17 protein-coding genes and 1 pseudogene are annotated in these 20,518 nt (G+C 34.6%); 4 read left to right on the top strand and 14 right to left on the bottom strand.

Annotation, left to right across the window (positions count from 1 at the left end):
* From Q0845_RS07630 to Q0845_RS07590, 9 genes and pseudogenes are all read right to left on the bottom strand, one after another.
* Positions 1-3,101 (bottom strand): annotated as a pseudogene (locus Q0845_RS07630) (hypothetical protein); the annotation flags it as partial.
* Between the two features lie 162 nt (positions 3,102-3,263).
* Positions 3,264-3,857, bottom strand: a complete 594-nt coding sequence (locus Q0845_RS07625; protein WP_298511379.1) for a DUF6705 family protein — start codon at positions 3,855-3,857, stop codon at positions 3,264-3,266.
* Between the two features lie 2 nt (positions 3,858-3,859).
* Positions 3,860-4,456, bottom strand: coding sequence for a DUF6705 family protein (locus tag Q0845_RS07620; protein ID WP_298511377.1), 597 nt, complete (start codon positions 4,454-4,456; stop codon positions 3,860-3,862).
* Positions 4,457-4,468: 12 nt separating this feature from the next.
* The gene (locus tag Q0845_RS07615) at positions 4,469-5,290 is read right to left on the bottom strand and encodes a hypothetical protein (RefSeq protein ID WP_298511375.1); all 822 of its coding nucleotides are present in this window, start codon (positions 5,288-5,290) and stop codon (positions 4,469-4,471) included.
* A 768-nt stretch (positions 5,291-6,058) separates the two neighbouring features.
* A complete protein-coding gene (locus tag Q0845_RS07610; protein WP_298511373.1) occupies positions 6,059-6,634 on the bottom strand; it encodes a YdeI family protein in 576 nt (191 codons plus the stop codon).
* 3 nt (positions 6,635-6,637) lie between these two features.
* Positions 6,638-7,408 (bottom strand): hypothetical protein, encoded by a 771-nt coding sequence (locus Q0845_RS07605; protein ID WP_298511371.1) that lies wholly within the window; start codon positions 7,406-7,408, stop codon positions 6,638-6,640.
* A 6-nt stretch (positions 7,409-7,414) separates the two neighbouring features.
* Entirely contained in the window at positions 7,415-8,752 is a 1,338-nt protein-coding gene (locus Q0845_RS07600) for a M28 family peptidase (RefSeq protein ID WP_298511369.1), read from the bottom strand.
* 28 nt (positions 8,753-8,780) lie between these two features.
* Entirely contained in the window at positions 8,781-10,046 is a 1,266-nt protein-coding gene (locus Q0845_RS07595) for a DUF6265 family protein (protein WP_298511367.1), read from the bottom strand.
* Between the two features lie 205 nt (positions 10,047-10,251).
* Positions 10,252-10,731, bottom strand: coding sequence for a 2-dehydro-3-deoxyphosphooctonate aldolase (locus Q0845_RS07590; protein WP_298511365.1), 480 nt, complete (start codon positions 10,729-10,731; stop codon positions 10,252-10,254).
* A gap of 176 nt (positions 10,732-10,907) precedes the next feature.
* Here Q0845_RS07590 and Q0845_RS07585 point away from each other — a divergent pair, with 176 nt between their 5' ends.
* Together Q0845_RS07585 and Q0845_RS07580 are read left to right on the top strand one after the other, a co-directional pair.
* On the top strand, positions 10,908-11,264 hold the full coding sequence (locus Q0845_RS07585) for a MauE/DoxX family redox-associated membrane protein (protein ID WP_298511363.1): 357 nt from the start codon (positions 10,908-10,910) through the stop codon (positions 11,262-11,264).
* A gap of 113 nt (positions 11,265-11,377) precedes the next feature.
* Positions 11,378-12,889 carry a T9SS type A sorting domain-containing protein gene (locus tag Q0845_RS07580; RefSeq protein ID WP_298511361.1) on the top strand — a complete coding sequence of 504 codons (1,512 nt, stop codon included), beginning with the start codon at positions 11,378-11,380 and terminating at the stop codon, positions 12,887-12,889.
* Between the two features lie 38 nt (positions 12,890-12,927).
* On the opposite strand, the gene Q0845_RS07575 is transcribed toward Q0845_RS07580, so the two are convergent.
* The 3 genes from Q0845_RS07575 to Q0845_RS07565 all read right to left on the bottom strand — a co-directional run bounded on the left by Q0845_RS07575 (position 12,928) and on the right by Q0845_RS07565 (position 15,486).
* Positions 12,928-13,581, bottom strand: a complete 654-nt coding sequence (locus Q0845_RS07575) for a hypothetical protein (RefSeq protein ID WP_298511359.1) — start codon at positions 13,579-13,581, stop codon at positions 12,928-12,930.
* A 109-nt stretch (positions 13,582-13,690) separates the two neighbouring features.
* A complete protein-coding gene (locus Q0845_RS07570; protein WP_298511357.1) occupies positions 13,691-14,560 on the bottom strand; it encodes an SDR family oxidoreductase in 870 nt (289 codons plus the stop codon).
* 68 nt (positions 14,561-14,628) lie between these two features.
* Positions 14,629-15,486, bottom strand: a complete 858-nt coding sequence (locus tag Q0845_RS07565) for an AraC family transcriptional regulator (RefSeq protein WP_298511355.1) — start codon at positions 15,484-15,486, stop codon at positions 14,629-14,631.
* Positions 15,487-15,861: 375 nt separating this feature from the next.
* Between Q0845_RS07565 and Q0845_RS07560 the strand changes: the two genes are divergently transcribed.
* Positions 15,862-16,740, top strand: coding sequence for a T9SS type A sorting domain-containing protein (locus Q0845_RS07560; protein ID WP_298511353.1), 879 nt, complete (start codon positions 15,862-15,864; stop codon positions 16,738-16,740).
* A gap of 149 nt (positions 16,741-16,889) precedes the next feature.
* Positions 16,890-17,753, top strand: coding sequence for a T9SS type A sorting domain-containing protein (locus Q0845_RS07555; protein ID WP_298511351.1), 864 nt, complete (start codon positions 16,890-16,892; stop codon positions 17,751-17,753).
* A gap of 188 nt (positions 17,754-17,941) precedes the next feature.
* On the opposite strand, the gene Q0845_RS07550 is transcribed toward Q0845_RS07555, so the two are convergent.
* Together Q0845_RS07550 and Q0845_RS07545 are read right to left on the bottom strand one after the other, a co-directional pair.
* Positions 17,942-19,966 (bottom strand): alkaline phosphatase family protein, encoded by a 2,025-nt coding sequence (locus Q0845_RS07550; RefSeq protein WP_298511349.1) that lies wholly within the window; start codon positions 19,964-19,966, stop codon positions 17,942-17,944.
* Between the two features lie 234 nt (positions 19,967-20,200).
* The gene (locus Q0845_RS07545; protein ID WP_298511347.1) at positions 20,201-20,452 is read right to left on the bottom strand and encodes a hypothetical protein; all 252 of its coding nucleotides are present in this window, start codon (positions 20,450-20,452) and stop codon (positions 20,201-20,203) included.
* Positions 20,453-20,518 lie beyond the last annotated feature (66 nt).

The raw sequence follows: 20,518 nt of genomic DNA, 5'->3' as shown, positions 1-20,518 counted from the left end.
TTGATGTTTCCGTAAGCCGTTTCATTCGGGATTTCATTCACATCATTGTCTGCATCTTCTGGTGTTTCGTGATAGGTGATGGAAATGTCTGTCAGCATGCCGCCAGTTACTTCATTTTCTACAGTAGTAAGATCAAGAATTCCAATACCATCGTTATCAGTATCGCAGTATTCTAAAGGAGTTGGAGTGAAAAGAGTAGGAGCTTCACTCACAATAATATCAAAGTTTGTTATATTAAAACAACCTGTGGTACCGTTTTCAATTCTAACATATATGGTTTGCGGATTGCTGATGTTTGTATATGGAGAAGCTAATGGATTTGTGTTGCTTTCGGCATCAGCCTGATTTAGATAATATTGAACAAACACATCAGTTTGAGTTCCTATAATCTGTGCACTTTGTGTGTTAAGATCGCTTGCAAATATTCCATCGAAAGGATCATTATCGCACACAATTAAGTCCGTTGGCATGTTTGCAGTAGGATTTTCATTGATCACTAAATCAAAGTTCATCGCAGTATTTATACAACCTGTTACAGTATTGATTGCACGTACATATATCGTTCTTGAAAAAGTTGTATATGGACTTATAATAGCACCTGTATTTGTGTCGGCATCTGCTTGCGATTCATGATAGGTAACATCAATATTGGCTTGTCCATTAATAACTTCAGGATCTTTTATTGTCAGATCGAATGTAAATTGATTGGGATCATCATTACACACAATATAGTCTGTAATTGCGTTTTGAGTTGGTAACGGATTTACTGTAAGTGTGATGTGTTCTCCTAAACCTAAACAAGCATTGTCAATATCACTATCTACACGAACAACTATATTTTGAACATTTGGAGAAGCGTCATTTCTATGGTTACTGATATCTGCAATTGCATTTTCTTCAGCCAAAGCATCTGCAACGTTTTCATAATAAGTAATGGTCAGTGTTTGACCTGTAGCTGTAAATAGTGCGTTAATTTGTGCATCCGCGTCACTAAAGTCAAATGAGGCAGCGCCGTTGGTATTGTCTCCATCTACTACATCATCATCACAGATTTCGTACGCTAATTGGAATGCATTTGGAATTTGTGTAGCAGCTACAATCAGGTTAATTTCTCCAATTCTAAAACATCCGTTTACAGTTTCAATTCGAACAAAAACTTGTCCACCATTTGCAGCAGTATAAGCTGTTGGAGTAGGAATGGCACTAGTTGCAGTCTGTGCATTGGTTAAATTAGTATAGTAGGAAAAAGTTTCATTAATGGAATCGATCGACAATAGCGAATTAGCTTCCATTAGATTAAAATCAGAAACACCATCCGTGTCATCATCACATTGACGTAAAGAAACAGGAGTAGTAATTACGGGTAACGGATGTACAACTACATTCAATGTTGTGGTACTGAAACAACTTGGATTGTCAACGTTTTCAATACGAACCGCTATTTCGTTTCCTCCAGCAGTTGTATTTATATAATTAGTTGACAGTACATTCATAGCATCATTAGCGTCTGTTAGTGTTTCATGATAGGTAATATTGAATTGCATATTGTCTTGTCCGCCTAAAACTTCAGTGTCTAAGGTAGAAAGATCGAATGTGGTAAAACCGTTGGTATCGTCGCCATCAGTAGTATCATCGCATAGTTCGTAATTTGCTATTGTATTTATTATAGGTTGATCAAATACGTCAAAGTCAAACGAAGTCGTATCAAAACAATTGGTATTGTCGTTATTTTCTATACGAACAAAAATAGTTTCCAACTCGTATGCAGTTGTATTTGTATATGGAGTTGTTAACGGATTCATATTCGTATCAGCGTCTTCTTGGCTTTCATGATACGTAACCGTAAATAGCATGGTATCTTGTGGACCTAAAACAGTAGTTGTTAAGTCATCCAAATCCAAACTCCACAGTCCGTCATTATCATCATCGCAAATGAATTGATCATTGACAACATTGGCAGTTGGAGATTCAAAAACTTGAATCGTGAATGAAGTGAAACCTACACAGCCTGAATCTGAAGTTAATCGTGCCCAAATTGTTTCTTCCGTATATGCATTTTGGTTTTGATACATGTTTGAAATAGGGTTTGTATCAGTTTGTGCATTCATCTCTGATAAGTAGAACGTAACTGTTGTGCTAGGAATTCCATTGGCAATTAAGACATTATTTTGTGTTAAGTCAAAAACAGAAACGCCATCGTTGTTATCATCGCAGATTGTTAAATCGTTTGGTATTCCCGTATCAAGATCTCCTGAAATGCTTAATTCAAACTCTTCTGTACTAAAGCAGCCTGTAACATCATCTTCTAAACGCATGTAAATTGTTTGCGGATTGGAAGCATTGAGGAAAGCCGTAGGATCAAAAATGGGTCCATTTCCTGTTTGTGCATTTGCATTTGAAGTGTGATAGGTGAGTGTAACACCTGTTTGACCGCCAATAGCAATAGCAGAGTTTACGGTTAAATCAAATGTAGTAGCTTCATCATTTGGATCGCCTACAACATCACATTCTTCCAAATCGATATTAGTTCCTTGCGGTATCATAATGTTTGGCGCAGCATTAAAAGTAGCGGTTCCTGTCCATTCCAAATCAAAACCACCAATTCCAAGTGGTCTGTCAATAACTATAAAGTAACGTTCTCCGGGACTTACCGTTAGCCACCTTACAAAACTATTTCCGTCGGGACCAGGACCTTCAGCGGTATCTGTTTCCGTTTCGTTCATTCCTGTAAGGTTGTTTGATAATCCAGCATTTATTGGATTTGTTGTAGAGCAACGAATGGACTGGCCTATACTGTTGCAAGTTGGATTGGGACCAAAAACAAAAAAGTCAAAGTCCTCACTAATGTCCGTAAGTGTTGGCGTTAGTACAAAGCCTAGAGTTCCTCCTGTATTTACAGTAAGATCTAGCCATAAAGAATTGGTTTCTTGGAGCCCACATGCATTGGAGTTTGCTAATTCTTGTGTTCCAAATCCTGAAACATCTAAATTTTCAAAACCAACGTTGCTACATACAACAATGGCATCAATACAATCATTTTGGGCAAAGAAAAAATTGGTGGTAAGTAGCAGTAAAGCTACGATAATCGGTTTCTTTTTCATTCTTAAATTTTCAAAATGAGAAACCAAGATATTAATTAGATTTCTGATTTTTATCTAAAACCGCTATTATTTTACCTATTATCTCTAGATTTTACGTTTAATTCGCACAATCGAATAATTTCTACAATACGCTTTTCTTTCATTGTTTCTCTTTTTGCCTGATTACATTTTTGTCATTATAATATCGGTTGGTGTACTATGATACGGCTTTCCAGTAGTTACAGGCTCATATTCCAAGCCTAATCCTGTTTTTTCAGTATAGAGTTTAAAATGTAAATCATAGCTTCCTGTATTGTTTGATATTAGATTTAAATATCCAGCATGTCCTGCATTTCGAGAAACATTAAGTACCGTATTTTTATAGGTACGTTCATAATCTATAAATGTGAGAAATAATTTTCCAAATTCACTAACAGCACCATCAGGATAGGAATTTATGGGAGACTGATAAATCATCAATCCATTTTCAAACTTTTTATAACTTATCAATAAACCATCTCTATAATAGTCAGTATTTGAGTCTGTATCAATTTCATGATACATAGTTATTTTTGTAAGGGTTATATGAAACTCTTTGTTGCCGTCTGTATATTTCCAAGTTCCGACATAAGGTTGAAATAAATTTTGAAGATCTTTCATATAAAAGATCCCATTTTTATAATGTTTCATTTCTACTTCTCCAGCAATATCAATAATGGTTTGTGCGGTTAGTTGATAAGAGCATAATACTGTAAATAGGATTAGTAATTTTTTCATATTTACATTTTCGTCATTATAATATCGGATGGTGTACTATGATATGGATTTCCAGTAGTTACAGGTTCATATTCTAAGCCTAACCCTGTTTTTTCAGTATAGAGTTTTAAATGCAAGTTATAGTTTCCAGCATTATTGGGTATTAGATTTAAATGTGCAGCATGTACCGCATTTCGAGATACATTGAGTACAGTATTTTTATAGATACGTTGGTAATCCACAAGTCCTAATCTTAGTTTTCCAAATTCTTTAATAGAGCCATCAGGATAGGAATCTATAGGAGACTGATAAATCATCAATCCGTTTTCATATTTTTGATATCTGACTGATATACCATCTGTATAGTAATCAGTATTTGAGTCTGCATCAATTTCATGATACATAGTTATTTTAGTTAAGGTAATTCGGAATTCTTTATTTCCATCTATATATTTCCAAGTCCCAAGATAGGGCTGAAATAGGTTTTGGATATCTTTCATATAGAAATCTCCATTTTTGTAATATTTACTTTCTCGTTCACCTGCAATGTCAATAACGGTTTGCGCAGTTAGTTGATAGGAACATAATAATGTAAATAATATATATATTGTATGTTTCATAATGTTGTACTATTAGCAAGGGTTTTCAATAATCGCACCACTTTTGTCAAGTATCAATTCTTTCCAATTTTGATAGTTGGCATCGGCTTCATAAAACCGAACTCCAATGTCTTCATCTTTTAATAATTTTAAAAAACCTTTATTTTGATCATTTTTTGTTTTCCCATGAGTAATATTATTGTCATTGTAAAACTTTTCTATTGTTCTTCTGTACTTAGCATTGGTTGCATATTTCAATGCAAAGTTATACAATTTTGTATCGTCTGATATTTTTAGAGCGTAATTTCCCTCATTACATACCAAATATGATACCAATTCATGTTTTTTTACATGTGAACTTTGTTGTATGGTCAAGCTGACTAAATTATTAAGAGTTTGCATGTCTTTAGGTGAAAATACACCAATATGCTTGTATATAGGATTGTTTAAATGATTGTGTGCAATTCCTTTTTGAAATGGATGATAGGGTATGTTTGGACCATTTTGTGTTGTTCCATTGAGTAGTACGCCTACTACAGGGTTGCTAGTAGCTGGAGTTGCATAACTTCCATTGTATATACCAAAGCCTTTCTCAATGCTACCTTCAGTGGCTGTCGATAGTTCTTGCATTCTGCCTGTAAAAGATGCATTACTGGCATTAAGCGCCAATTCTGCACAGTTTTTTTGATGGTCAGGATCAGGAATTTCAAATGGTATCGTAGGGAATTCAATAGGTTCTTCAGTTGGTGTGTTTGGATTGGGATTGCCACCACCAATTGTTCCAGTAGATCCGCCACCGCCAGTGCCACCAGCCGTATCACTTAAATATTGAACACAAAATGTATTTACCCACATACCTGTATTACAATAAATGTATGGTTGGTCACCAGGTTCAGCATTACAGGGTTGTCCAGGACTGTGTTGTCCATTTCCACTTCCCGATGCATTGCAGTTTACTTCGAAACATTCCCCTGCTTGCCATTCTTGTGCATAGGAGGCACATTCAATATTTTTTGTTAGTAAATTGCTATCGTTAATACTTGTTATGATACAATTTGATACATCAAAAGTAAGATCACCATTATTGCTTTCAATTTTAGGATAACGTATGAGAAACTGTGTATATCGATTGTTTGAATAATAGGTCAGTACGTAGTTTTCTAAGAAACTATTATCATTGTCTTCTCGCTGTACTGTAAAGGTGTAACTATCATACGAATCGGAACGTAAAAGTTGTACTTTGGTGGTGTCAATACTAAACCCTAATGTTTCAGAATGTAAGGTTTTGGTGTTTACGGTAGTATTTTGCCGAAATTTTTCGACAATTTGTTTTTTAAGTTTGGCGTTTTTTTGAAAAATGGAATCAGGAGATAGAATGTACCCTTTAAAGCCCCAAGTTTTTTATGGTAAGTTCTTTTTGTTTTTGTGAGGTTATATCATCATTAGTACAACTAAAGCAACATAATATAAAACATATTAATAATGCATTATAAACAATATTAGTTTTCTTCATAAGAATCTACTTGTAAGGTATTGGCTTTTTAAAAATAGAAAATTCTTACATGAATGGAAAATTATATCTTATTTTTTATTAACTATAATGTTTTTTAATTTTAATATTACCTACCGTACATCCCGACTTTTAATATTTTTTTTACACAATCGAATAATTTCTACAATACGCTTTTCTTTCGTTGCTTCTCTTTTTGCCTGATTTAACCAATATAAGTAGCTTTTTCTGTAGGACGGACTGAAATTTTGATAGTTTTTAAATGCTGTTGGATTTTTGTCGAATGCTTCTTGTAGAATTTTCGGAATCACTAAGTTTTCAACATCGTCCAACGCCGTCCACGAACCATCTTTCATAGCAGTAATCATTTTCAGAGAACCGCTTTCGTGCATTTTATTTTCCGCGATCAATTCAACTAAATAACTTTTGTTGAGTTTGCTCCAAACACTTTTGGGTTTTCGTGGGCAAAAATACTGTCGTCTGCGTTCGTGGTCTAGTCTTTTTACCGTACTATCAATCCAACCAAAACAGAGAGCAACTTTTACCGCTTCTTCCCAACGCATGCTTTCTGTAGCAGAACTTACTTTGTAGAAAATGAGGTATATACCTGTAGATGTATCGTGATTTTTTTCCAACCACGCACGCCATTCCTTGTCGTTTTTAAAATAGAGTTCTTCGCGTTCTTTCATAATTTATTGAATCTTATCCAAAAACGGTTTCATTTCTAACAGTTCAATATCGTCTCTTTTTCGAAGTTCTTTTAGAAACCAACCTTTGTGTCCAGCACCATAGGTAATTAGAATTCGTTTGTTTTGATAGCGATGTTTTTCAAGCGCTTTTTCAATATTCCAATAGTGGGCAATGTTGATATTGTCCCAACCGCCAAGACCTAATTCTACATTAAATAACTTGTTGTATACATTGAGACTTATGTTATAAATGCTGTCGTAAGTATTGGTATGAATAAAATACGGATCGTGCTCTTTGCCAATGGCTGTCATAAGTGAATCCGTTATTTTTCCAGCCTTCATATATTCCTGCCAATCTTCGGTACGTGTAGAATCTTCACGAATGGCACGTAATTTCTTTTGTCGTTCCATCGCCATTGGTCGCGTCCAGCCAGCCGTTGGAATAATTTCAAAGTCCATGGTTTTGGAGAGTGGAAATATAACATCGGTATATTCAGGAAAACGCATTACGCGCGGTTCAGAAATGCTATCATCTTTTTTGAAACCTTCCATAGCTGCTTCAAAACGATCTGGCGGAATTTCGGTGAGAATGATGTCTGGTTTTATTTCTTGAATAAGTTTGGTCAATTTTTCAATAGAATATTCTTTTTTTGTCAAATGACCACTGTGAATTGTTCCCAAGACCAATACTTCATTGTTGTTGTTTTCTTGCGTACACGAGATAAAACAACAGCAACAAAGAAATAGTAAGCTTATGTATAGCGTAGTTTTCATAAAGATTTATCTAAACGTTTTCGAAGGGAAAACAATCAAGCTTTCATGCCCATTTTTACTTACAGTAGCGATTCCGAAGTAATAATTATCAATCACAATTCCTTTCAAAGTATATTCGGTAACATCGCCCACAAAGCGCGAATGTTGCCATTGTGGAGCTGTAGTATCTCTCCAGTAGATTTTATAACCAATGACATTGTCATCGTCCGATTTTTTCCAACGAAATTTAGCACTTGGTTGAACAATTCCGCCAATTTGAACCTCTTTTGGAGGCAATGGCGACCACGCTAAACTCGCCAAATTGATTGCATTTACAGCAGTTAGTTTTTTAGCATATGGAAAGTTGACTCCTTCAATGACGTCACCATATTTGATACCGTTTTCTTCACGAATATCTTGATGTTGACGATTGTAGTTTTCATGCGCTTCCATAATTCTGATTCCTGCAAAACCAAGATCGTTAAATGGTCTGTGATGTCCACCACGACCAAATCTGTCCAAGCGATAAATCATCATCGGATTCATTTCTGGCATGTATGTTTTTACTTGTTTGTGCACGTATCTGGCTAATTGTCTTGAAATTCCATCTACTTCACCACCGTAAAAACGACGCGATCTGCGTTGACGTTCCGTTTCATTGGCAGGAACTGGTTCAGAGAAAATTCGGAACGAACGATTGTCAATTACACCATCAACACCTTCAATATTTCCGATCATATCGTTGTTAAGTACACCAATAATATCCCAACCTTTTTCCTTTGCATATTTCGCCAATCCTTGTCCGCCAAATAATCCTTGTTCTTCACCAGATAATCCCACATAAATAATGCTATTTTCAAACTTGTATTTCGATAAAACACGCGCAGCTTCAATGGTTCCAGCCATTCCGGAAGCATTGTCGTTTGCTCCAGGTGCATCCGTAGTATAATCCATCGTATCACTTGCACGCGAATCAATATCGCCACTCATAATAATATAACGATTTGGATATTTTGTCCCTTTTTGAACTGCAATTACATTTACAACCCACGCATCTTTCGGAACACGACGATTGCCTTCTTTCGTTACAAAATCTTTCTGGTAAAACACATTCAAACAGTTGTCACAATTGGTTGAAATATTATCAAATTCTTTTTTTATCCAGCGTCTAGCAGCGCCAATTCCACGTGTTTCAGAAACGGTGTCGCTAAAGGTATTTCGGGTACCAAAATTGGCCAATGTTCGAATGTCGTTTTCAATACGATCTGCTGAAACAGCATCAATGATATCGTACAAACGTTGATCGGTTTGAGACATTACAAAAGTTACAGTGAAGAGTAGGATCGAGGAGATTATTGTTTTCATATGTAGAACTATAAGTTTTCGTTTTTAATTAGTTGTGTTTTGTATAATGAAATGGGATGACTGATGTTGAACCATCTTTTTGCTTTATGGCAACATATACAATCATAGTGTTTTCATCGACGGATTCAAAGGTCATTCCTTCAAAAATAGCTTTGTTTTTGGTGACTTTTATCAACGGGAAATCAACGGTTTCATCTTTCGTTTCCCAACCTTTCAATTCGTTGTTAAAGTGCTTTAGACGAAGTAAAAGACTGTTGTTTACTTCCGAAATGGTTTCAATCTCATAAAAGTTGACTTTTCCATCCACAATCAATTTAAAAGTTGCCATCATAGAGCCGCCAGAAGGTTCGCTCCAGTTCTCTTCGGTAATTCCGCCAAAAGCTTCGCCTTTCCAATTGCCCGAAATCCAACGAATATTTTCCAATGTAGGTGCTAAAACCTTTTCAGATTCTGCTGCAATTGCCAGTTTTGTATTGGAAGCATTTGCAGTAACTCGTGTAATATTATCAAAGTTTTCCTTGTCGAATAATTTTATAATTTTCCATTCGGTATCTTTCTCAGGATGCAAACGATACAAGGCTTTTCCTTTTCCCATGATGATAGAACCGTCAGCCAGCCAACACATGTCTTCTACATTCGGAATTGTATTTGCTATTTTTTTGGTTTCATATGTTTTTACATTTAAAGAACGAATTTCCCAAACCTTGTTCTTTTTACTGATATAACTTACCAAATTTGTATTGGGAATATTGTGAAGCGATCGTCCAATATTGGTATCAACCGTGTAATGGGTATTGTTTTTTAAGTTAGAAGCAACCAATCGGTGCGGTTCGCCCAACACGAAAGAAACCAATTCATTTCTAGACTTCCACACGTGATAGCCAATTTTTAAGTCTTTTAGTAAGGCTTTGCTTTTCCCTTTTCGGTAGTAATATAAGTATTGCAAACCAGTTGTATCGAGTCGAATCGCAGAAATATACTTGCTTTTTGGAACTTGTGTTGGTGAATATTCACTTCCTTGTTTGGTGTCACTCAACCATTTTTTATCGCCTGTGATGCTATTGTATTGTAAAATGTCGGTTTGTTTGATGCGCGTTGACGCGAATAAAATGGTATGATCATTTTGAAATGAAGGTTGATTGTCATATCCAATGTTATTCGAAATGTTTTTTCCGTTTGTAATTTGTATTTGATTGTTTTCTGTTGATAGATCGAAAAGATATACTTCTGTATCCGGCTGACACAAAACGGCAAGCGGAATTATAATTACCAGCAATTGTAGTAATTTTTTCATATTTGGTTTGATTGATTAGTTGAGTGAAAGTTACACAATTTTGAAAATATGAGGCGTAACAGTGCGTTTTTTAACAAAAATGGTGCTTTTTGATAAGAATATTGTTAAAAATTGAAAAGCAGGTTGGACAAATTATAAATAAAAACACCAAAATCGATGTATATGAAATACTTGATTTTGGTGTCAATATTTTTTTAGCGTTCTATTACTTCCGCAATCCAAAGCCTTTAGGAGCTTTTAGCGGACTGGAATCATACATATTGATATAGATGGAAATCGTATCTTTTGATCCTTCCCAAACAACACGATAGCGATCGAGAATAGCATTGTCACCAAACATGGAGTTTTCGCTTGGTACAGGACAACAACTTCCAGCTCTATAATAAGAGATTTCTTCTCCGTTAGGTCCTGTTAATGCATTTAAATAACGACGTTCATTTATAGGACCTTCAGAGTCTTTTGCGCCACCAACTTCTACAGCATTCTCCGGTGTATATCCATAAGATTCATCGGTAGATATTTCTGTGACGACAAACATATATTGATCGCGTAAGGTTTGTTTAAAGTTTTTATTTTTTGCTTTTTTGATGGTTGCAACTTTCTTTTTAGAAGTCGATGCTGATTTTTTAGTTCCGCAAGCTACAATTACCGTGAAGGCTACTACTAAAAGTCCTAGTTTTTTCATACAAATCAGTTTTAATGGTTAGTGTACAGTTTTCAAGCTACTATCTTTTATGCTGGAAAGCAAATTTTCGTTGATAGTATTGAGTGAATATGCTTTGCGAATTAGGGAACTTATTTTTTGAATGAGAAGATAAAACTATTTATATAGGTTATGAATAATTAACTAACTTTACTGTTATGTCTACTTCAGCGCTTATTTCGTTATATGTCATGGCAGGGATGTATATTTTTGCAGGTATTTGTCATTTTTGGAAACCGAAAATCTTTTTGAGTATTACGCCAAAATGGGTTCCAAAACCCGCAATCGTTAATATTGTTGTTGGTATCATAGAAATTATACTTGGAATTGGCGTATTGTTTGAAACTACACGGATGTATGCAGCCATTGGAATTATGATGTTATTGATCGTTATTTTTCCTGCAAATGTGTATCATTATCAAAAAGCAAAACGCAAAGGAAAATTCGTCATTCAAACACTGATTCGTTTGCCAATTCAAGCACCATTGCTGTATTGGGCATATACGTTTATATGATTTTTTTGTACCCTAAAAGCATAAAAAATATATTGAATTAGGGTTTTAAACACTTGAAACAGTGATGTTCCTGCTTATATTTGGAATAAATCGATTATTACAGTTTGCAACCAATGAAAAAACTACTTTTATATAGTATCTTACTCTTAAATCTTAATCTTGCTTTTTCCCAATGGAATCAAATAGGACAAACATTGACAGGAGCTCGATTGTTATTTGGGAATTCAGTCTCTATAAGCGGAGACGGATTGCGAATAGCTACTATTGACAAGGATAATAATGGTTATGTAAATGTATATGAATTGCAAGGAACAAGTTGGCAAGCGCTTGGAAACCCTATTGGACCATTAACGATGGGATTTAATAATCCAGTAGATTTGGATTATGATGGAGATCGTTTGGTGGTCTCTGGAGTTGGTGGAAATCCTGATTCTTATGGTTTGTGTTTTTTAACATATAGTTTTAATGGAACAGATTGGGAACAGTTGGGGAATACACATATTTGTGGCGATTATATGAATTTGATCATAGAAAATTATTCAGGTGATGCAAAAATAAGTGATGATGGCGCTCGAATTATGGTTGCAGCTGCAGATGTTGGAAATTTGGATGTATGGAGACCAGGGGTTTTAGAAGTTTATGAACTTATTGGAGATGAATGGACGTTGATGGGAGATTCATTTATAATTGGCTATAACATATATGGAGATAGAGGTGTTAATATGGCAATGAACGCAGATGGTTCTAAAATAGCAATAGGTGATCCTAACTCGCCTACTATTCACTCATCAGATATGCCACCAATAGCCTACGAATTTGGATCTGCAAGAGTATATGAATGGCAAGGAAATACTTGGGTTTCTACGAGTACTAATTTAAACGATAGTTCTGCTAATTTTGGACGTAATTTTGGCTCCGCAGTTAGTTTTAATGCTGCCGCTACTCGAATCGCAATTGGAGCTGTAGGCGATGATACAGATATAACAGATGTAGGAATAGTAAAAGTATTTCAACAAAATGCTTCTGACGCGAGTTGGTCACAACTAGGAAATACTATTTACGGAGAAACTACGGGACACGAAATTGGACGAGATGTAACTTTAAATAGTACAGGGAATGTTCTTGCGATAGGTGCAGCTGGAGCAGATGCGGAAGGCAATTATAGTGTAAAAGTATATAGATTAATTGATGATGTTTGGACTTTAGTTGATACTCCAATTATCTTAGGAGATACTACCTTACCTTGGAATAATTTATTTTATCAACCCTACAATTCGTTTATAGAGTTTTCTGAAACTGGACGACTAGCGTTGGCATTTCCGTATGGTGAAACAGAAGGAAGAGTTCAGGTGTTTGAAAATCCGAGTTTATCAATAAAAGAAGCAGTAAGTTTACAATTGGAGTTATATCCGAATCCTTTTGCGAATACACTTTCAATAAAATTAAAAAAAATAGCGAAAGGCACTTGGAGCATTACATCTCTTCAAGGGCAACAAATATTACAAGGAGATTTTTCATCCAAACAGATTCAATTAGATGTATCAAAAATCAAAACAAAAGGTGTATATTTTCTGAAAGTTGAAACCGCTAAAGGAACTATCACAAAAAAAATCATAAAGACTTGATTTGTTGTTTAAAATCAAGCCTTTATTTTATGATGTCTTTATAAACGAGCTTCGCCAATAAAGAAATATAAATTCTTCAGAGAAGCATCTCTTTTTGGGAATAACGCTTGCATTCGCGCATCGGTTCCCATTTGCTGTAAACCTTCCATATCATCAAAGTAAAAACGGTGAATTTCATCAGGTTGTTGTATACTTCCTTTAGATTGGAAAGGCGCTATAAATCGTTCAAAATGCGTTCCGAATTCAGGCATAATCGCGCAAGCTTTATCATGGTATTCCTCAAAGAGCTTTTTATACTTTTCACCTTCATTAAAATAAATGAGCGCTATGCCATAGATTTTTGTGGCGTCACCATGTTCTTTTTTAAATTGAAAGTCTGTGTTCTTACAGGTAAAAATTGAAATGTCTCTCAATGCAGGAACAGCATAGGCATTTCTCACCTTTATAAATTCGGGATCATTATTAAATTTATGAAAAGTTTCCATATTAGGATACGTAGCAAAATGGATTTCATCAGGCAGTTCTATTTCTCCTTTCGCCAGCATGGTAGGTTTTACAATTCGTTCTATTTTTCCTCCGTACTTTTCTAAAATTGCGCCGCCTTTCTTTTTGTAGGTTGCAAAGCGTTTCTCTTCCCCTTTTTTTAAATATATCAAGGCAACATTTACAATTTCTTCATTTTCTGTTTTCATTTTTTGTGTGTTTTTAGTTGAATTTTGCGCCACTAAGTTGCTGGAACATAGTAGAAATACGCCTAACGCAATACTTGCGAGTGTTTTTAGATAGTTCATGTTTCGTGATTTAAATTAAGTGTTCCATTTGTAAAGCATCTTTTAGTAAACGCTCCTGAATAGGCGTAGTTTTACTATTCAACTCATTGGTATTATAATCAATACCAACAGCTTGTCGTATTGGTCTGCTGTTTTTTGGAGTTTCAATAACCTGCAAAATGGCATCAGGAATTTCTTGCGGATTTGGTGCTGCGTCACTTTTGTAAAACTGCTCAAAATTTTGAAGCATTGCTGCTGGAGTATTTTGCATTTCTCCATAACTGTTAAGTACTGCTTGATCATCTTCTTTTGGACCACTGTATAATAATCCTGATGGATACGGACCTGGTTCAATAATGGAGACATTGACACCTATGGGTTTTAGTTCATAAGCAAGTGCTTCTGAGTAGGCTTCTAAAGCAAATTTGCTGGCACAATAAATTCCGAAATAAGGAAAAACCAATCGTCCTGCTAGAGATGAGATATTGATGATGAGTCCATCAGATGATTTTTTTAACAAAGGCAGCAATGCTTTTGATGTTCTTATGATTCCAAAAAAGTTCGTGTCAAATTGTTCCTGTACTTGCTCCAAACTATAGGCTTCTGTAATGCCAACGTACATAACTCCTGCATTATTTACCAAAACATCAAGACTTCCATCTGTTGCCATAATTTTTTCTGCTAAGAGATTTACGGAAACATCACTAGTCACATCTAGTTCGGCAATTGAGATATGAATATTCTCTTTTCTTGCAATTTCTTCAAGTGCTTCTTTTTTACTTTTGTTTCTGCCGTGGGAATCTCGCATTGTTGCCCAAACTTTGTAACCATTTCTTGCCAATGTTAAGGCAGACAAATATCCGAAACCATTACTGGCTCCTGTAATTAATACTTTTTTCATCTTTTTTTATTTTGATCGTTAATGAATGATGCAAAGATGAAAACTAGCCTATGGAAACTGTGTTACAATTAGTTCAATGATTTGTGAAAATGGTTCATTTTATAAAGCGTTGGCGAAACCCCAAATTTAGATTTGAAGGTTTTAGAAAAATGAGAAACATCATTAAAACCACATTCATAAGCGATGTCAGTAGCTCTTAAATCGGTTGAAACTAGTAATTTTTCAGACTTCTCTAATTTCTTGTCTCTCAAATAAGCCGCTGGAGAAGTATTGTAATTTTTTTTAAACTCTCTTTTGAAAGTTGATAAGCTTTGATTGTTTAAAGTAGCGAGCTCTTCCAAAGAAATATTGGAATAATAATGCGCCTTTATAATTTCTCTGAATGAATAGGAAGTTGGATGGAATAAGTTTGATAGAATGGCGCGTATGGCTGGTGCGTTTTTAGTCTGATTGAGAAGAAGAATAATCTCTTTCAACTTTAAAATTAAGAGTTCTTCAGAAACCAATTCCGGATTCTCAAAATAAAACAAGATGCCTTCAATATATTTTCGAATTAAAACATCACTATTTAGTTTAGACATTCCGATCTCTAAAGGTTGTTGTTCTAAAAGAAAATTTGGAAGTTTATTTTCGTAGATTTTTAATAGAATATCTGGATAAAAATGCACAGCTAAAGCTTGATAGGTATTAGAAGTTTTGGAAGGAAGCATATTGCAAGTATAATTACCACACTTCATCAATAACGATTCTTCTGCTTCAATTTTTAGGCGATCTACTTCTGAAATAGAATCATATTCCCCTTTTAAAATATATAAAAAACACGCTTCATTTGGCATCAAATTAGGCTTCTTAAATGGAGGCGTAAGAATAATGGTTTCAAAAAGCAGTTTGCCAAATAAATCGATGGTTTTATAGTCTTCTATCATCTTTTTTTGTGAAAAATAGATTTTGTAAGCCTTTTTTTCTTGTATAATTGGTTCAAAAATTTGTCAATTTGGCTCACGTAATTTTTCGCTTGCTCATGGTATGTGTACTGTAAATTTAGAATAAAGATTCTATAATTACAATGTAAGTTTTGAAAAGGCACAGTATCATTGAAACTTATAATTTCGATCTTGATTTTATTGCTTGTCAACTTGTGTAGATATATCGTTTATACGTTTATGTGACTGATTCATAGTGTGTAAAACGCGGTTTAATTTGTTTAAATTTATGAATTTAAAGCAATTTGATGTATTATAAATTAGTATATTAATTGTAATAAAATATATTTGGCTGAGTAATTAAAAACACATCATGCTATGAAAAAACAACTACTTTACACAATCTTATTTTTAATACCAATATTACTAAACGCGCAAATTGACGCTTTTTTTGGGGATAATACATTTTACAATTGGACAAATACAGACGGTTCTACAACCATGCTGACCTATGAAATGCATCCAAATATAGATGATGGATACATACAAAAAGTATGTGATGGAACCAATACTGCTGTGGGAGAAATGGCTTTCAAAGTAATCCCCGCAGCAAATGAAAGCGCTTTTAACGGCGAATATGGAATGGACATCTTTTTTACCATCAAAAATGAAAATAGTTTTCCATTGTACATCAGATTTGGATTTAAAGGAGCCAATGATGCTGAAATTATTACCTTAGAACCTGTAGTTGTTCCTGCTTTTTCTGATTGGGTCGACTTAAATAGTACTTCTACAGGTGGAGGATTATATCCAGGGATATATGATAATTTTCATGTAGTTTCTTCTGGAAATTATGACCCAAATGTAGGCGTGCCAATTGTACAGCATACATTAGGAAATGTAGCTGAATTTCGAGTAATCCACAATCAAGCGTTAAGTTTTGATGGCGAAATTGTTACAGGAACTTTACAAATGGATTCTCTTTTTACCTTTATTCCACTATCTGTAAAAGAGAACTTTTTAAGTGAGATCAAAATATATCCAAATCCGGTAGCAGATCAATTATTTATTAACTTTCCGCATGCAGTCAAAGGAAAGCTGACAATAACTTCTATCGATGGGAAACAATTGCTAACTCAGGAATTAAAAGCGGAACAAATGCAATTAGATCTTTCAAACATCAAAAGTAAAGGCATTTATTTCTTAAAGATAGAAACGCCAAAAGGAACGATCACTAAAAAAATTATAAAAGCTTAATCTGATATTCATATACAAGCATATATTATTGGATACTGTTTTTAAGAACCTAAAAGCATAAAAAATATGTTGAATTAGGGTTCTAGATATTTGAAATAGAGTTGTTAAAACTTATATTTGGTATAAATCGATTATTAAAATTTTAGTCAATGAAAAAACAATTACTAGTATCAATACTATATTGCTTTCCCATATTTTTTTATGGTCAAATAAGTGGAATTGGAGAAGAGTTCGAAGACGGAATTTCTGATTGGACTAATACAGACGGTTCTACAACAATGCTTTCTCAGGAAATGCATTCGACTCCATATCAATCTAATCAATACTATTTGTTAAAAACCTGTGATGGCTCTAATACTGCTATAGGAGAAATGGCTGTTGTATATGGGTATGGTGGTAATTTTTATGATGATACATGGGGAATAGGTTTTGATTTTGATGTAAAAAATGATAATAACTTTCCGTTACATATGCGATTGGGATTTGAAGGATCCAATAATGTTGAATTAGCTACAATAAATTCCGTTGAAGTCCCTGCAATGAGTGATTGGACTCATGTAGTTTTTTGGGTAGAAGGTGGCTTTGATGTAGAAGTAACAGATGAAGGTGACTATGTTCCTAGTATGTTTGGTATTGTCTTTGATACCCTGTCTAATGTCGAAAAAATTCGAATTATACATAATGCAAATGTAAGTTTTGATGGAGAAATAGTGACAGGAACATTACAGGTAGATGATTTTAATATAGTTCTTCTACTTTCAACAGAAGAAAAGTTTTTAAATGATATCCAAATATTTCCAAATCCAGTAAACGATCTATTATTTATTAACTTTCCGCATGCAGTCAAAGGAAAGCTGACAATAACTTCTATTGATGGGAAACAATTGCTAACTAAGGAATTAAAAGCGGAACAAATGCAATTAGATCTTTCAAACATCAAAAGTAAAGGCATTTATTTCTTAAAGATAGAAACGCCAAAAGGAACAATCACTAAAAAAATTATAAAAGCTTAATTTGATAAACTAATCAAGCTTTTTTATACACTAAACTTACGTGAATTCGATATAACTTTACTTTAAGATAACTAGACCTTAAACATTTTATTAAAAATGTCAAATCGAGCGCAGTCGAGATTCTATAAAACAAAAAGTTTAGTAGTTTTTCGATTGCGCTCGAAATGATAATAGCGTATTTATAATATTTAAGAATACGTTCCTTGCTTATACTGAATGGTTTTAGTATTGGCATCAGCCCAAACAAGCGTGAGTGTTTTACCATCAGAAGCCATAGAAATTGGACCAGTTACATTAATAGCAACATCGGTCATTTCATCTTCTTTTGTCCAACCCGCTTGATCTAAGGTTCCATAACCGTTGCTTAGTTGACTTTCGGCAGCGTAAATTCCTGTAAGTCCAAATACTTCGGTATATACATTTGGCAAATCGTTATAACCGCCTCTGTGTACTAAATGCATTTCTCCAGAAGCAGTTGCCATGGCCATGTTTCCTAAGTTTTGATATTCATCTGCCAAAGCCGCCATTTTCTTTGAGAAGTGACCTACAGAGAAATCAGTAACCGACCATTGATGCAAGGTTGTATTGTTTTGCGGCGCAGGATTTCCTTGAAAATCTTGAGCTTCAAAAGCGTTGAATGGACCCGTATTGTAGGCAGTAATGCGCATTTTACGTGTATTTCTTTCTTTGTACACCAAGAATAAGGTTGCTCCTAATTGATACATGGTCATGGCGCCATCTGTGAGTTGATTGACAGCGACTGTGTTTCCAGAAAATCCTGTAGCGTCTCCTTCCATCGATTGAATGAATCCTTGATCGGAAACCCAGCATAACATTAATTTGTTACTGCCAGAAGCGATATCTTCATACGATGATAAAGCAATACTACCTTGCGGTTTTATATTTATAGATGAAGTGTCTGACCATTGTTTTGTGTCTGCATCATAAGTAGTAAGCATGAGTTCATCGCCAATACCTGTATACACTAAAAACGTTTTAGAATCTACAGAAGCCAAAGCAATTTGTCCTTGTGTGATAATGTCTAATTTGGTAGGATCACTCCAACCAGAGGTTTGCAAAATGCTGCTATATAATTGTCCATTAGCATTGGCGTATACCATATGTGTACCTTCGGCACCATTAGTCACAGCTAATTCATTACTCGCATCAATTTTTGTGTCAGTCGCTTCGTTCCAAGCAAATGATTCATCCCAAAGAAAGCGAAACCAGTTTGCTTTGTAATCGTTTTTATGTAAAGAATCTAATTGAAAGTTTTCTTGAACCGTTCTGATGAGGTTGTAATGATTGTAAGGTGTTTCAATAGAAGTTCCGGGTTTGATCATATCGCCCAATAATACCGTATAAATTTGATTTGGACCATCGTAATTGGTATCATAACCGTCAGCGTCATAATCGGCTTCATCAAAAGTAACTACAAGCAAGGTTCCTTTTGGAATGTTGGATTGTTCCCAAGCTTTTTCAGGATCGGTCAGTAATAAATCGACATCTAGATTCAATCCAACATTTTTAAGTCCAGTAGCAGCACTATCTTGAAGATTTGAAGTTTCAATATCTCCCAAAAATACATGTTCTAACCAAGCAGATAATTGCGGTACTAATTGCGTACGCGGATTGGTGTCAATATGTGTGTTGTATAAATAATGTCCGTCATTCCAAATATCGGGAGTAAACCAACTGTATTCTGGTAAATCATCATTCGCTACATCTTGCCAAAATTCATTTTCGCTGACAATTTTTTTCCATCTATCTTCATCTTTCTGTACGTTATGAAACGAAGCAAAAGCATTGTGTTTACGAAAATATCTAGAAAGATTTGCATTGTCGCCAGCAGGTGGAAATTGTGTAACTGGTTGTAATTTTTCATCATAGTTTGGATTTGCCCAAGCAGGATTCCAAGGTTCATTAGGATATGCTTCCATATACGCTTTCCAACTCACATTTTTAGCTTCTAAGATGTCTACTAACGTTTCTTGCATGAGCGGAGCAGCTGGAGGCGTATCATTGGTAACTCCGCAAATTTCACCAGCAAAAGATGCTAAGTAATTTGTTTGCGACGGATGAAAAGCGCCAAAATAATTGGTCATATCTGCACCAGCAGCGGCTAATTTTTTAAGAAATGGATTTTGAATTACATAACTACGGTATTGATTCTCAAACATTACAGTAATCACACGATCAAAGGGTTTGTTCATGGTTTCTTGATTAATAAGGTTAGATAATATGGTTTATAAATGTAAAACAAAGATTATGTAAATACAATGAGAAGCAATCCAAATCAAGCAAAAACAGGTATTAGTACGTGCCGCTATAGAAGTGAATTTTCGATAGCGTTTTTGTTTTTTGAATAAAAAGGACTCAGATAGATTCTAATGGAATAATCTACAGATTTTTAAAAACCAATATTTGGAATGTATGACTTTAAGGTATTAAGCAAAAAGCAATAATGTCGTAATTACTGAATAAAAAGCACCAATAACAGCAATAATCATCAAGATATTTCCAATTTTCTCGACATAATCGGTAGTGTTCGAAAAGTCACCTGAATTTTCACCTTTCGATTTTACGCCCAAGAAACTCCTTAATTGTTCGCTATCACTAAGTACTTTTCCAAAGAAGAATAAAGCCGCAGAATAAAGAATAGTTAATAGTAAAGTAATCAATGTAGAAAATGTTAACATATATCAGTATTTTAGTGAGTTAGTTTTTTAAATATAAGATAAAGATTATAATAAAAAAAAGCTACC

The organism is uncultured Kordia sp. (genome assembly GCF_947489565.1).
Classification (GTDB): domain Bacteria; phylum Bacteroidota; class Bacteroidia; order Flavobacteriales; family Flavobacteriaceae; genus Kordia.
Note: the sequence above shows the minus strand (reverse complement) of the source record. Positions and strands in the feature narration are given on the sequence as shown.